Source organism: Microbacterium oleivorans, assembly GCF_013389665.1.
Lineage (GTDB): Bacteria > Actinomycetota > Actinomycetes > Actinomycetales > Microbacteriaceae > Microbacterium > Microbacterium oleivorans_C.
On sequence record NZ_CP058316.1, the window covers coordinates 1878783 to 1893522 of the forward strand.

The window sequence follows — 14740 nt, forward strand, 5'->3', positions numbered from 1 at the left end:
AAACATGACAACGCAGTCCCGGCGGCGCCCGGCCGCCATGATCGCGACCGGCGCGCTGACCCTTACGGTGCTTTCGGGCGTCGCCGGATGGTCGGCGTCCGACCCTGCCGTGGCAGCGCCGCTCGGGGTACAGCGCGAGCAGTTCACGTCGGGTTCGAGCTACCTCATCGTCGAGGTTCTCGATGACGACCTCGTGCACTTCGAGCTCGCTGGCGGCGGCACCCCGCCGGGCACCGGGTCGGCCCTGTTCACCACCCCGCAGGTCGATAAGAACGACTACGCCGGGCCCGAGGTCTACTCCCGTGCCGGGTCGAGCATCGAGACCGCGGCACTGCGCATCGAGGTCGACCCGGGCGACCTGTGCGTCACCGCGGTCGACATCGCACGCAGCCCCGAGCTCGTGCTGCACGAGGCGTGCCCTGCCGACTTCGGCCAGGCGTGGAAGGGACTCGACATCACAAAGGGCGTGATGGAGAACGCCTACGGCCTCGGCCAGCAGTTCTTCACCGGCGCCAGCGCCGACGGCGACTGGGTCGGCCGCACGCGCACGCCGGGCGGCACCTACGGCAACGCCATGGTGTTCGATCCCGAGAACGGGCCCGTCGGCAACACCCAGATCCCCGTGCTGTTCGCCGTCGGCGCCGCCGGGGCCAACTACGGACTGTTCGTCGACCAGCTCTACAAGCAGGAGTGGAACCTGATGGGCGACCCCTGGACGATGCGGACGTGGGGCGACCAGCTGCGGTGGTACCTCATGGCGGGCGACGACCTCCCCGATCTGCGCCAGGACTACATGGAGCTCACCGGCACACCCCCGGTGCCGCCGCGCAAGGCCTTCGGCCTGTGGATGTCGGAGTTCGGCTACGACGACTGGAACGAGGTCGACGACACGATCTCCGCTCTGCGTGACGCCGACTTCCCCGTCGACGGTGCCATGCTCGACGTGCAGTGGTTCGGCGGCGTGACCGCGAACTCCGACGACACCCGCATGGGATCGCTCGACTGGGACACCTCACGCTTCCCAGACCCCGCCGCGAAGATCGCCTCCCTCGCCGCGGACGGCGTCGGCATCATCCCGATCGAGGAGTCGTACATCGGCCGCAACCTCCCCGAGCACGGCGAGCTCGCCGCCGCCGGCCACCTCGTGCGCGCTGGTTGTGCGACATGCGCGCCGGTCTACCTCACCGGCAACCCGTGGTGGGGCACCGGCGGGATGATCGACTGGACGCAGCCGGCCGCCGGCGCGGCCTGGCACGACGGCCAGCGGCAGCATCTCGTCGACGCGGGCGTGACCGGACACTGGCTCGACCTGGGCGAGCCCGAGATGTACGACGCCGGGGACTGGACCGCGGGCATCCTGCCCGGCAAGCACGCGCACGCTGACTACCACAACGCCTACAACCTGCTCTGGGCGCAGAGCATCGCCGACGGCTACGCCCGCAACGACGAGGACGCCCGGCCGTTCCTCCTCTCGCGCGCCGCAGCGGGCGGCATCCAGCGCCATGGAACGGCGATGTGGTCGGCCGACATCGGCTCGACGATGAAGGCCCTCGCGTCGCAGCAGAACGCGCAGATGCACATGTCGATGTCGGGCATCGACTACTACGGGTCGGATGTCGGCGGCTTCCGGCGCGAGATGCTCGACGCCGATGCCGATGAGCTCTACACGCAGTGGTTCGCCGACAGCGCCTGGTTCGACACACCGCTGCGTCCGCACACCGAGAACCTCTGCAACTGCCTCGAGACGAGCCCTGCGGGGATCGGCGACCAAGCGAGCAACCGCGAGAACCTGGTGCGCCGCTACGAGCTCGCGCCGTACTACTACTCGCTCGCGCACCGCGCGAACCGGTACGGCGAACCGCTCGCGCCGCCGCTCGTCTACTACTACCAGGACGACGCGAACGTGCGAGAGATGGGGCACCAGAAGATGCTCGGCCGCGACCTCATGGTCGCCATCGTCGCCGGTGAGGGCGAGCGCGAACGCGACGTCTACCTTCCCGCCGGCGACTGGGTCGATCTGCACACGAACGAGCGCATCGCCAGCTCGGGGCAGTGGATCACCGATGTCCCGCTGTGGCGCGGCGGGGTGTTCACCCTGCCGGCGTACGCGCGGTCGGGAGCGATCATCCCGAAGGCGTTCGTCGACGGCGAGACGAAGGACATCACCGGCGCCCGGTCCGACGGCACCGTCCGCGACGAGCTCATCACGACGGTCTACGCCGACGGCGACGCGAGTGAGTTCACCCTCTACGAGGACGACGGCGCGACCACCGCGTACCAAGACGGCGCGGTGCGCACGACGCGCATCTCGCAGCAGCTGGCCGGTGGTGTGGCCACCGTCACCGTCGATCCGGCATCCGGAACGTACTCCGGCGCCCCCTCGTCTCGGTCGACCGTCGTCGAGCTCGTCACCGATGGCACGCAGGCGTCGGCCGTGACCCTCGGCGGGACCCAGCTCGTCGAGCACGCGAACAAGGCGGCCTTCGATGCAGCCGCCAGCGGTTGGTACAACGCGGGAGGCCGCACCGTCATCGCCAAGTCGGCGAGCGGCTCGGTGTCGGATGCGAAGACCTTCGCCTTCATGCTCGGAGAGCAGCCGGTGTGGGCCACCTTCGCCTGCGAGAACGCCACGACGACGTTCGGCCAGTCGGTCTACGTCGTCGGCGGCATCCCGCAGCTCGGTAACTGGTCGCCCACCGGCGCGATCAAGCTCGAGCCGAGCGGCTACCCGACGTGGACCGGCGTCATCGAGGCGCTGCCGCCCTCCAGTTCGATCGAGTGGAAATGCATCAAGCGGCAGGAGAACGACCCGTTCACGGTGGACGCGTGGGAGCCCGGCGGGAACAACGTCCTGAACACACCGCCGTCCGGATCGGCGGGGATCACCACCGGCGCCTTCTGAGCCCGACGGTGACCGGCGGGCAGGACCTACCTCCTACCCGCCCCGTGATCCCTCATCCGAGCAGCGAGGCCAGCCCCGAGCCCATCCGGGCCTCGCGCCCGGATCTGAGGAGTTGGTGCGCGCGCATCGCCCTCCCCCCGCCGATCGACCCGGCACGTCGGCTCACCACCCTCTCAGTAGGATTGACCCCATGTCCAAGGTCCTCCAGTCCCTGCCCGTCGGCGAGCGCGTCGGCATCGCCTTCTCGGGGGGTCTCGACACCTCCGTGGCCGTCGCGTGGATGCGCGACAAGGGCGCCGTCCCCTTCACCTACACCGGTGACCTCGGACAGTACGACGAAGACGACATCGCCTCGATCCCCGGCCGCGCGCTGCAGTACGGCGCCGAGGGCTCGCGCCTGATCGACTGCAAGCCGATGATGGTCGAAGAGGGCCTCGTCGCCCTCGCCTGCGGCGCCTTCCACATCCGCTCGGGCGGACGCACCTACTTCAACACGACGCCGATCGGCCGCGCCGTCACCGGCACGATGCTCGTGCGCGCCATGAAGGAGGACGGCGTCGACATCTGGGGCGACGGCTCCACCTACAAGGGCAACGACATCGAGCGGTTCTACCGCTACGGCCTGCTGGCCAACCCCGCACTGCGCATCTACAAGCCGTGGCTCGACGCCGACTTCGTCACCGAGCTGGGCGGTCGCACCGAGATGAGCGAGTGGCTCGTCGCGCACGGCTTCCCGTACCGCGACTCCGTCGAGAAGGCGTACTCGACCGACGCGAACATCTGGGGCGCCACGCACGAGGCCAAGACCCTCGAGCACCTCGACGTCTCGCTCGAGATCGTCGAGCCGATCATGGGCGTGCGCTTCTGGGACCCGGCGGTGCAGATCGAGACCGAGGACGTCTCCATCACCTTCGAGGCCGGCCGCCCGGTCGCCGTCAACGGCACCGAGTACTCCGACATCGTCGAGCTCGTCATGGCGGCGAACGCCATCGGCGGCCGCCACGGTCTCGGCATGAGCGACCAGATCGAGAACCGCATCATCGAGGCCAAGAGCCGCGGTGTGTACGAGGCCCCGGGCATGGCGCTGCTGTTCATCGCCTACGAGCGTCTGGTCAACGGCATCCTGAACGAGGACACCCTCGCCACCTACCACGAGCAGGGTCGCCGCCTGGGCCGCCTGATGTACGAGGGACGCTGGCTCGAGCCGCAGTCGTTCATGCTGCGCGAGTCGATCCAGCGCTGGGTGGGCTCGGCGATCAGCGGCACGGTCACGCTGCGCCTGCGCCGTGGCGAGGACTACACGATCCTGAACACCGAGAGCCGCAACCTGTCGTACTCCCCCGAGAAGCTCTCGATGGAACGCGTGGGCGACTCGGCCTTCGGCCCCACCGACCGCATCGGCCAGCTCACGATGCGCAATCTCGACATCGCCGACTCGCGCTCGCGGCTCGAGCACTACGTCGGCATCGGCCTCATCGGCGGTCCGACGGCCGAGCTCGTGGGCGACATGGAGCGCGGCGGCGCCGCCGAGATCACCGGCAACGTCGAGCCGACCGATCAGGCCCTCGCCGACAAGGTGGATGCCGCGGGCGAGTCCGCCTCGTTCGACTTCGGCGCCGACTGACCCGGCGGCCCGCCCACGTGCACCGCGACCCGCCGCATCCGATCGTTCCGGACGCGGCGGGTCGCGTCATGCGCGGCGTGCGACAGCCCGCCGAGTCGCGGCTCAGTCGCGGTCGAGCAGCGCTCCGCGCGACGCGATGAGCTCGCGGTACCAGGCGAAGCTCGACTTCGGCGTGCGCCGACCGGTCCCGTTCCCGTGGTCGTCGAGGTCGACGTGCACGAGCCCGTACCGCTTCGTCATCTGCGAGGTCGAGGCGCTGACGATGTCGATCCCGCCCCAGCTCGTGTACCCCATCAGCTCGACGCCGTCTGCGACCGCCTCGGCCACCTGCCGCAGGTGCTGGCGCAGGTAGTCGATGCGGTAGGGATCGTCGACGGAGCCGTCGTCCGCGACCGTGTCGCTCGCGCCCAGCCCGTTCTCGACGATGAACAGCGGCACCTGGTACCGCGTCCACAGGTCGGTCAGCGCGATCCGGATGCCGACGGGGTCGAGGTGCCACCCCCACTCCGAGGTCTCGAGGTGCGGGTTCTTGATCGTGGAGAACAGGTTCCCACCGGTGGAGCCGTACTTCTCGGGCTCCACAGCCGACACGAGCGTCATGTAGTAGCTGAACGACAGGAAGTCGACCGTCCCGTCGGCGAGCACCTGCTCGTCGCCCGGCTCCATCCGCACCTCGATGTCGTTCTCGCGCCAGAACCGTCGCACGATACCCGGGTACGCGCCGCGTACCTGGACATCGGTGTGCGAGAGGTTCATGTCGTTGTCGTGCTGGGCCTGCTGGACGTCGCGCGGATCGGCTGAAGCGGGGTAGTGCAGCATCCGCGCCAGCATGCATCCCACCTGCGCCTCGGGGTCGATCTCGCGCACCAGCCGCACGGCGAGCGCGCTCGCGAGGTACTGGTGGTGGAGCGCCTGATGCGCGCGCCGGGTGCGGTCGCCGAGAGCGGTGTCATCGACCACGCCGCCGCCGGTGTACGGCTCGATCGTCGTGGTGTTGATCTCGTTGAACGTGAGCCAGTACCTCACCAGGCCGCGGTAGCGCGTGACGATCGTGCGCGCGTAGCGCTCGAAGTGGCCGATCACCTCGCGACCGACCCAGCCGTCGTACTCGGTCACGAGGTGCAGCGGCATCTCGTAGTGCGACATCGTGACGACCGGCTCGATGCCGCGGTCTCGCAGGCGCGTGAAGAGCCGCTCGTAGAAGGCGAGACCGGCCTCGTTCGGCTCGGACTCGACCCCGTTCGGGAAGATGCGGGTCCACGCGATCGACATGCGCAGCGCCCGGATGCCGAGCTCGGCGAAGAGCTCGACGTCGCCCTCCCAGTTCTCGTAGAACAGCGATCCGTTGCGCTTGGGGTACCCGGACGTCCCCGCCGTGGCGGCCGCGACGCGGATGCGCTGGGGCGACGGGCTCATCGCCTCGTGCAGGTCGACGTAGTCGAGGTCCTTGCCGAACGGCACGACATCGGCCTGCGAGAGCCCCTTGCCGTCGGCGTCGTACGCGCCCTCGGCCTGATTCGCGGCGAAGGCGACGCCCCACAGGAAGTCATCGGGGAACACGGCGCTCATCGCTTCACCTCCGCAGCGACGGGCTGCATCGCGAAGAGCGGGTCGCCCGCCGTGACCGCACCCGTCCGCAGGTCGCGCAGATCGGTGCCCGCAGCCTCGGTGACGACGACGATGACCGACGTGTCCTTCGTGCGGCCGACCTCGTCGAAGTCGACGGTGAGCACGCGCTGCCCCGCCTCGACACGGTCGCCCTGGGCGATGTGCGCGGTGAAACCGCGTCCCTCGAGGGCGACGGTGTCGATGCCGACGTGCACGAGCACCTCGACGCCGTCGTCGCCGCGGATGCCGAAGGCGTGGTTGGTCGGGAACAGCGCGACGACGGTGCCGGCCATCGGGGCGACGACGTCGGATGCCGTGGGCGCGATCGCGGCGCCGGGGCCCATGACCCCGTCGGCGAAGACACGGTCGGGGACGGTCGCGAGGGGGACGATCTCGCCGGCCACGGGCGCGATGACCGAGACGGTGGCGCCGGTCGCTGCGGCGCTGCCGGGGGTCGCGGGGCCGGATGCGGCGGGCGCGGTGCCCGCGGCGACGGGAGCGTTCGTGGCCGCGGCTGCGTACGCCGACTCGTCGAAGCCGAGCACGAGCGTCAGCACGGCCGACACGACGAACGAGAGCACGATGCCGACGATGGCCCAGCCGAAGGTCGCCCCGACGAGACCGGGTAGGCCGGGGATGCCGCTGTTGCCCGCGAGAACGTAGGCGTTGACGCCGAGGCCGAGGCTCACGGCGCCACCGGCGGCGCTTCCGATCATGGTGGCGATCAGCGGGCGGCGCAGCGGCACGATGAGGCCGTACAGCGCGGGCTCGGTGACGCCCATGAGCCCGGTGAAGGTCGTCGAGAAGGCGAGCGACTTCAGGGTCTTCGACTTCGCGCGGATCGCCACGCCGAGGGCGGCGCCCGTCGTCGCGAAACTCTGCATGTAGGTCAGGGGCAGGAACTTGTCGGCACCGACCTGCGCGAGGTTGGTCAGGATGAACGGCACGAGCGCGTAGTGCATGCCGGTCATGATGATGAGGGGCAGCAGCGCGCCGATGACGACGCCGGCAAGCGGCCCGCCGTTCTCGAGTGCCCAGTTGATGCCGCCCGAGACGCCGTTGCCGACGAACGAGCCCAGGGGTCCGAGGACGATGAGCGTCACGGGGGCCACGACGACGAGCGTGATGAGCGGCACGACCATCATCCGCACCACGCGGGGGATGATGCGGTTGAGGCCGCGCTCGACCCACGACATCAGGTAGATCGCCAGCAGGCTGGGGATCACGGTGTACGAGTAGGTCGTCGCCGTGACCGGCATCCCGAGGAAGTCGACGGCCTCGCCCGAGGCGAGTGCCGTCACGAGCGCCGGGTAGATGAGCACGCCGGCGATGGCCACGGCCACGTACTGGTTGGCGCCGAGCTTGCGGGCCGCGGTCATCGCGACGAGGACCGGCAGCAGGAAGAAGACCGCGTCGCCGATCGCGTTGAGGACGAGCGCCGTGTCGGACGTGGCGTCGATCCACCCGGCGAAGCCGAGCAGCGCCAGGATGCCCTTGAGCAGACCGGCGCCGGCGATCGCGGGCAGCAGCGGGGCGAAGACCCCGCCGATGAAGTCGAAGAAGCGTTGGCTGAGCTTCTGGCGCGGCGCGGGGGCCGCGCTCTCGCCGCCCAGGCGGGGTTCGACCGCGGCGACGGCGGCGAAGACGTCGGGCACTCTGTCGCCGACGATGACCTGGTACTGGCCGCCGGTGTCGTTGACGCCGACGACGCTCGGCACGGCGGTCAGGGCCGTCGCGTCGGCGAGCGTGTTGTCGCGCAGGGTGAAGCGCAGCCGGGTGATGCAGTGGTAGGCCGACACGATGTTGTCGGCACCGCCCACGCCGTCGATGATGGCGCGAGCATCCTTGTCGTAGGACATGAGGATCTCTCTCGGTGGTGATGAGCGGCTGACGCGGGGGTCCCTGAGCGCGCCGAGAACAGTCGGTTCAGACGAAGCGACTGACGTGCATGGCGATGTAGACCTTCTCGGTCGAGGTCATCGTGTGGTGGTGGGCTTCGCGGACGTAGGCCTCGATCCGGTCGATGGCCGCGAAGACGTGGGGCAGCTGACGACGCAGCAGGGTCATCAGCTCGTCGTCGTCGCGTTCGATGACGGTGCCGGCGAGCACGCGCTGCGCGAAGTAGCGGACGTGCGTGGCGAACCGGGCGTACGCGGGGTCGTCGTCGGCGTAGACGATGCCGAAGTGCAGCCGCACGATGTCGAGGACGTCCTGCGTGAAGCTCGTCAGAGCCGCCGCCGAACCGTCACCCCCGCCGACCTCGGCGGTGATGAGGTGCAGCGCGATGTTCGCCGCCTCCGCCACCGGCATCGCGACGCCCGTGGCCGCCTCGATGAGCGGGAGCGCGCTCGTGGCGACGGCGTACTCCTTCGGGTAGAAGCGGCGCACGTCGGCCTCGAGCGCCGACGCGAGGTCGATGTTCTCGCGCACCCGGTGCACCGCGAAGGCGATGTGGTCGGCGAGCGCGGCGTAGACGGAGTCGCTGAGTTTCTCGGTGAGGTGCTCGCGAGCGAGCGTGACGATCTCGTCGGTCACCCCGAGGATCTCGGCGGGCACGTCGGCGGCGACCTGCGCGAGTCGGCTGCCCTGGGCGCTGTCGTCGAGGCGGAAGATCTTCTCGATCGCCGTCGCGTCGATGGTGTCGCCCGGCTGCGCGCGGAAGCCGATGCCACGACCGAGCACGATGACTTCGCGCATCGCGTCATCGAGTGCGTCGACGACGCTGTTGTTGAGCACACGGCGGACGATCATGGGCGATACCTCTGGGACGATGAATCCGTCTACTCCGACGGATCGGTATTGCCCGGGAACCGGTAACAAGCCATGTTCAGCGTAGGCGAGGGCGGCGTGACCCGCAAACGGTACGTGGCACGTACGGCCGCGCCGAGAGCCTCGCACCGGCATCAGCGTCGGAGAGGTGGTCCCACGTAGCGAGCTGAGGGGCGGATGATCTTCGAGTCGCGCGCCTGCTCGAGGGCGTGGGCCGTCCAGCCGACGGTGCGGGCGAGGGCGAAGGTCGGCGTGAACATCTCCTCGGGGATGCCGCACTGTTCCATCACCACCGAGGCGTAGAACTCGACGTTCGCCTTGAGCGGCCGGTGCGGCTTGTGGAGGGCGAGGTGTTCCTCGGCCCGCGCCTGGAAGTCCAGCGCAGCGGCCACTCGCGGGCCCCCCAGCTTCTGCGCCTCCTCGCGCAGCAGGTCGGAGCGCGGATCGGACGTCCGGTAGATGGCGTGGCCGAAGCCCATCAGCCGCCTGCCGGCTGCGAGTTCCGCGCCGATCCACGCAGCCGGATCGCCGTCCGCCTCGTCCAGGCTCGCGAGAGCCCGTGCCGGCGCACCGCCGTGGAGGGGGCCCGACAACGCCCCGAGAGCTCCTGCGAGGCAGGAGGCGAGGTCGGCTCCGGTCGACGCGATGACGCGCGCGGTGAACGTGGAGGCGTTGAAACCGTGGTCCATGGCCGCCACCAGATACGACGACAGCGCGCGCTCGTGTTCCGGGGAGGCGACGGCGTCGGTGACCTGGGCGAGGTAGTTGGCGACCAGACCGCGCGTGGGGTCCGACGCTCGGGGAGGAAGTCCGAGCCGACCGCGCTGCGCCCGGCTGAGCACGACCGACGCGATCGCGCCGAACTCGATCGCGTCGTCGAGGCGCGACGCCTCGTCGAGGTCGTACAGCGGCCGACTGCCGCGAGCTCCCGCGAGCAGCGGGAACACCGCCTTCAGCGCGTCGATCGGCTGCGGGCGCGCGCGGAGGACGACCTCCACGACCCGCTCGAGCTCCGGCCGCGCTTGTGCTGTCGCGACCCGCACCCGGAACCGCTCGAGTTCCCCCGCGTCGGGAAGCCGTCCGATCACGAGGAGATGCCACGCCTCCTCGAAGCTGACGCGGCGCGCCAGATCGGTCGCGGAGTACTGCCGGTACTGGTAGTACCCCTGCTCTCCGTCGACGTCGCTGAGGGCGGTCTCGGCAACGGCGACACCCGTGAGTCCGCGGGGAACATCGATCAGCTCGGTCGTCATACGCTCAGTGTGTGAACAGGATGCCGGCTCCGTCAACGTTGATCGGATCAACATGACCGAGCCGCCCCCGCGACTCAGCGCCGCGCAGGTCGCCGCGCGACTCGAGGTGAGGATCGAGACGGTCTACGCGTACGTGTCCCGAGGGATGCTGCGACGTTCGCGGGATCGCGCGGGGTCCTGGTTCGACCCACTCGACGTCGAGGCGTTCGCGGTGGCTCGACGGCGCCGGTCGAGGTCGACGCTGCCGCCTCCCCGGGGTCGCTCCGGTGCTCCGCTGATGGTCGTCGACACCGACGTGGCCCACATCGACGACGGCGAGCTCTTCTACCGCGAGCGGAGCCTCGAGGAGCTGAGCCACGGTACGTTCGAAGACGCGGTCTCCTGGCTGTGGCAGGCACCTCCGCCGTCGTGGCACGCTTCGGCCTCCGAGGCAGCCGGCCTGGCGGCCACGGCTGCGAGCTCGTTGCCGCCCGAGAGCGCCCTGATCGATCGCGTGCGCGTCGCGGTAGCCACCCTCGGCGCACACGACGTCCTGCGCCATCAGGCGGGTTCCGACAACCTGCACCGCATCGGATGGGCATTGCTGCGGGCGCTCCCCCACGCCCTCGATCCCTCGGTTCGCCCCACGACGAGCTCGATAGCGGAAGCGATCGCGTGCTCGCTGACGACCACATCGGACCCGACCGTCACGCGCGCGGTCGACCTTGCCCTCACGCTGATGATCGATCACGATCTCGCGGCGTCGACGTTCGTGGCGCGGGTCGCCGCGTCTGCCCGAGCGGACGGATACTCCATCGTGCAAGCCGCCCTCGGAGCGTTCGACTCGCCCCTCCACGGAGGCGCGCCCCGGGCGGCGGCACGACTCGTCGCCCGCGTGGTGCAGGGCTCCTCTGCGGCGGCGGCCGTGGCGGAGGCCGCTCAGCTGACCGGAAGCGTGCCCGGTTTCGGTCAGCCCCTCTACGACGGCATCGATCCCCGGGCGGCCGCCCTGCTGCCCCTGATTCCCGCCCTTCCCCAGGGTGCAGGAGTCGCAGCAGCCGTCGACGAACTCGCGGCGGTGGTCTCTGCACGAACCGGCCTGATGCCCAACAGCGACCTCGCCCTCGCTGCGCTCGGTGTCGCGGCCGGAATGCCCGAGGACGGAGGTGTCGCGATCTTCGCGCTGGGGCGGACCGCCGGCTGGATCCGCCATGCGGCCGCGGAGTATGACGAACGCCCCCTGCGGCTGCGTCCGCGAGGCAACTACGTCGGCCCGTGACTCCACCGGGTCCTTAACTTGCACATAGCTGTGCAGTTTTGTACCATCGTCGCGTGACCGAGACCGCTTCTCCCCGTCGACCGCGGAAGGATGCCGCCGCCAACCGCGCCGGCCTGCTGTCGGCCGCCGCCCGCACCCTGGCGATCGACCCGAGCGCCTCGGTCGACACGATCGCCCGCGCCGCGGGGCTGAGCCGCCGCGCGCTCTACGGCCACTTCGACGACCGTGACGCGCTGCTGCGGGAGCTCATCGCCTCCGGCGCCCAGCGTTTCAACGCCATCGCCGGAGAGCTCGAGGTCGAGCTCGACCCGGCGCCGGTTGTCCTGGCGCGTCTGACCGGACGCCTGTGGGGCGAGGCATCGCACGTGCAGGTCGCCGCAGCCATCGCGCTCGACGAGCGCCACGTCGAGGACTCCGCCGCCGCGCTCGCACCGCTGCGTCGCACCCTGATGGGCCTCGTGCGCCGCGGCCAGGACGACGGCACGCTGCGCACCGACGTCGCAGCACCCACGCTGGCCCGCCTCATCGAGGAGACCGCGCGCACCGTGCTCGTGCGGCTGGATGCCTCGTCGCCCGAAGCGCGTTCGCTCGTCGTGCGCTCGGTCCTCTCCATCGCGGGGCTGTCGTGGCGTGAGGCCGAGAGTCTGATCGCCGCGCATCCCGACGTCGTGGCGGCATCCTGATGCGCGTCGAGCTGCGCTCTGTCGCCAAGGGCCGACGGGATCTCGCCCTGCCGCCCACAAGCGTGGCCTATCGCTCCGGACTCGCGACCCTCGCGATCGCCGAGACCGAGCAGCGTCCGACGGTGCTGGGCCTCATCGCGAGCGGGCGGATGCGCCCCGACGGCGGGACCGTGACGCTCGACGGCGCGCGCGCCACCCGCAGCCTGCGTCGCCGGATCGCCCTCATCGACGCACCGGACGTCAGCGATGCGCCGCCGAACATCTCGACCGTCGGCATCGTCGGCGAAGAGCTGATGTTCGCCGGCCGCCCCGCCGACCCGATCTCGGCCCGCCGCTGGCTCGACGAGCACGACCTCCGCGCGTACTCGCGCGTGCCGATCGGCGACGTGCCCGCGACCGATCGCATCCGGATGCTGCTCGAGCTCGCGGTGCTGCGGCCCGGCGTCGACGGTCTCGTCCTCGTCTCCCCCGACAGGCACGGCGGCGACCCCCGTGCCTGGTGGGACCTCGCCCAGGAGTTCGCCGGGCGCGGCTACGCCGTGCTGGTGATCGCCGGTCAGGCAGCCGCGAACCTCCTCACCGAATCCGCCCCCTCCGCACCGCACCGCCGGCTGCTGCCGAGCGGCATCCGCCTGCGGGGCGCCCGCCCGAAGGCCGCCCGATGAAGATCCCCGCCCTGATCAGCGCCGAGCTGCGCCGCCTGACCGCCACGCGGATGTCGGTGGTCGCCCTCATCGCGCTCATGCTCGTCCCCGTGCTCTACGGCGGCCTCTACCTGTGGGCCAACCAGGACCCGTACGGCAAGTTCGCCGACATCCCGGTGGCCCTCGTCGACCTCGATGAGGGAGCGCCCGCGAGCGACGGCGGCGGCACGGTCGACTACGGCTCGCAGGTGGCCGACCAGCTCGTCGAGGGCGGCGCGTTCTCGTGGCGTCAGCTGGATGCCGCCGCGGCACAGGAGGCGCTGCGTACCGGGGAGGTCGACTTCTCGGTCACCCTTCCCGCCGACTTCTCCAAGGCGCTCACCAGCGCGGCGGGCGACACCCCGCATCAGGCGACGCTGGTGCTCGCGACGAACGACGCGAACAACTACCTCGCCTCCTCAATCGGCTCGCAGGCTGTGGAGCGCATCCGCAACTCGGTGGCCGAGCTCGTCGGCCGGGAGGCCGCGTCGCGACTTCTCACCGGCATCGCAGACATCCGCGTGCAGCTGCAGAACGCGACCGACGGCGCGAGCCAGCTCGTCGACGGTGCGGGCCAGGCCCTCGACGGCGCGAACGAGCTGGCCGACGGCACCGGCCGGCTCTCGAGCGGCGCGGCGCAGCTGCGCGACGGCGCCGGCAGTCTCGCCGACGGCGCGTCGCAGCTCGCCGACGGCACGCGGACGCTGGCACAGGGATCGTCCGACCTCGCCGCGGGGGCGGCGCAGGTCTCCGACGGCACCGCCGAGATCGCCGGATACGCCGATCGCGCGCGCAGCGCCGTCGACGAGGCCGCCGGTCGACTGCCCCAGGTGCGTTCGGACATCGCCGCCCTGCTCGCCGACCGCGGACTCGACCAGACGCAGATCGACGAGGTGCTCGCGCGCCTCGATCCGATCGGCGAGCGCCTGCAGTCGGGCGCGACGCGCGTCGACGACGCCGTGGGGCAGATCGATCGCCTCGCCGCGGGCGCGGCACAGGTCAGCTCGGGTGCCGCGCAGCTCGCCACGGGCGCGGCGCAGGCGGCCGACGGTGCGGCATCCGTGTCAGCGGGTGCGGGGCAGCTCGCCGCGGCGACCGGTGAGGCCGCCGACGGTGCCGCGCAACTCGACGACGGCGCCCGTCAGCTCGTCTCGGGTCTCGGGACGCTCGACAGCGGGCTCGTGACGCTGCGGGACGGGCTCAGTTCGGGCGTCGCGCAGCTGCCCGACTCGACGCCCGACCTGCGCGACCAGCAGGCGCAGACGATCGCCGACCCGGTGTCGGTCGACTCGGGCAATCTGGCGAAGGCCGGAGACTACGGGGCCGGGCTGGCTCCCTTCTTCGCGGCGCTCGCGGGGTGGATCGGCATCTACGCGCTGTTCCTCATCGTCAAGCCGATCTCGCGACGCGCGATCACGGCGTTGCGTTCGCCCGTCCGGGTGACCCTCGCCGGCTGGCTGACCCCGGCCATGCTCGGCAGCGTCGGCATGGTGGTCCTGTTCGGCGTCCTCTCCCTCGCGCTCGGGTTCGACTTCTCGAGCCCCGTCGGCACGCTCGGGATGCTGCTCACCGCATCGTTCACCTACGCCGCGATCATCCTCGCGCTCAACGTGTGGCTGGGATCGGTCGGTCAGTTCGTCGGCCTCGTGCTGATGGTGCTGCAGCTCGTGACGGCGGGTGGCACGTTCCCCTGGCAGACGCTGCCGGCACCGCTCGCGGCCCTCCATCACGTGCTGCCGATGGGCTACGTCGTCGACGGCATGCGCCAATGGATGTACGGCGGCGACCTCAGCCGGGTCAGCCTCGACCTCGCGGTGCTGTTCACCTGGATGGCCGGGGCGCTCGTCCTCGCCGCGATCGGCGTGGCCCGCATGACCCACCGGCGCACCCTCCGCGACCTGCAGCCGAGCCTCATCGGCTAGCCCGCGGGGTCGAGGTTGAGGTTATCCTCGGTTGACGT

At 70.7% G+C, this 14740-nt stretch carries 10 protein-coding genes; 6 read left to right on the forward strand and 4 right to left on the reverse strand.

Annotated features, from left to right (window positions below; all coding sequences use genetic code 11):
• Window positions 1-4 precede the first annotated feature (4 nt).
• Window positions 5-2902, forward strand: a complete 2898-nt coding sequence (locus tag HW566_RS08915; RefSeq protein ID WP_218621619.1) for a TIM-barrel domain-containing protein — start codon at window positions 5-7, stop codon at window positions 2900-2902.
• Window positions 2903-3092: 190 nt separating this feature from the next.
• Window positions 3093-4526, forward strand: a complete 1434-nt coding sequence (gene argG, locus HW566_RS08920) for an argininosuccinate synthase (protein WP_178012182.1) — start codon at window positions 3093-3095, stop codon at window positions 4524-4526.
• A 102-nt stretch (window positions 4527-4628) separates the two neighbouring features.
• On the opposite strand, the gene HW566_RS08925 is transcribed toward argG, so the two are convergent.
• From HW566_RS08925 to HW566_RS08940, 4 genes are all read right to left on the reverse strand, one after another.
• Window positions 4629-6095 (reverse strand): glycoside hydrolase family 1 protein, encoded by a 1467-nt coding sequence (locus HW566_RS08925; RefSeq protein ID WP_178012184.1) that lies wholly within the window; start codon window positions 6093-6095, stop codon window positions 4629-4631.
• Window positions 6092-7993 (reverse strand): beta-glucoside-specific PTS transporter subunit IIABC, encoded by a 1902-nt coding sequence (locus HW566_RS08930; protein ID WP_178012186.1) that lies wholly within the window; start codon window positions 7991-7993, stop codon window positions 6092-6094. Before HW566_RS08930 ends, HW566_RS08925 begins: the two co-directional genes overlap by 4 nt.
• Before the next feature lie 67 nt (window positions 7994-8060).
• Window positions 8061-8885 carry a PRD domain-containing protein gene (locus HW566_RS08935; protein WP_178012188.1) on the reverse strand — a complete coding sequence of 275 codons (825 nt, stop codon included), beginning with the start codon at window positions 8883-8885 and terminating at the stop codon, window positions 8061-8063.
• Window positions 8886-9037: 152 nt separating this feature from the next.
• Window positions 9038-10156: a citrate synthase gene (locus HW566_RS08940; RefSeq protein WP_178012190.1), complete on the reverse strand. Its 1119-nt coding sequence runs from the start codon at window positions 10154-10156 to the stop codon at window positions 9038-9040.
• Between the two features lie 52 nt (window positions 10157-10208).
• On the opposite strand from HW566_RS08940, the gene HW566_RS08945 reads away from it, so the two are divergent.
• The 4 genes from HW566_RS08945 to HW566_RS08960 are packed head-to-tail and all read left to right on the forward strand — an operon-like array spanning window position 10209 to window position 14702.
• Entirely contained in the window at window positions 10209-11414 is a 1206-nt protein-coding gene (locus HW566_RS08945; protein ID WP_178012192.1) for a citrate/2-methylcitrate synthase, read from the forward strand.
• 53 nt (window positions 11415-11467) lie between these two features.
• Window positions 11468-12097, forward strand: coding sequence for a TetR/AcrR family transcriptional regulator (locus HW566_RS08950; RefSeq protein WP_178012193.1), 630 nt, complete (start codon window positions 11468-11470; stop codon window positions 12095-12097).
• The gene (locus HW566_RS08955) at window positions 12097-12762 is read left to right on the forward strand and encodes a hypothetical protein (RefSeq protein WP_178012195.1); all 666 of its coding nucleotides are present in this window, start codon (window positions 12097-12099) and stop codon (window positions 12760-12762) included. Before HW566_RS08950 ends, HW566_RS08955 begins: the two co-directional genes overlap by 1 nt.
• Window positions 12759-14702 carry a YhgE/Pip domain-containing protein gene (locus HW566_RS08960; protein ID WP_178012197.1) on the forward strand — a complete coding sequence of 648 codons (1944 nt, stop codon included), beginning with the start codon at window positions 12759-12761 and terminating at the stop codon, window positions 14700-14702. The genes HW566_RS08955 and HW566_RS08960 overlap by 4 nt, the downstream gene beginning before the upstream one ends.
• The last annotated feature ends 38 nt before the right edge of the window (window positions 14703-14740 follow it).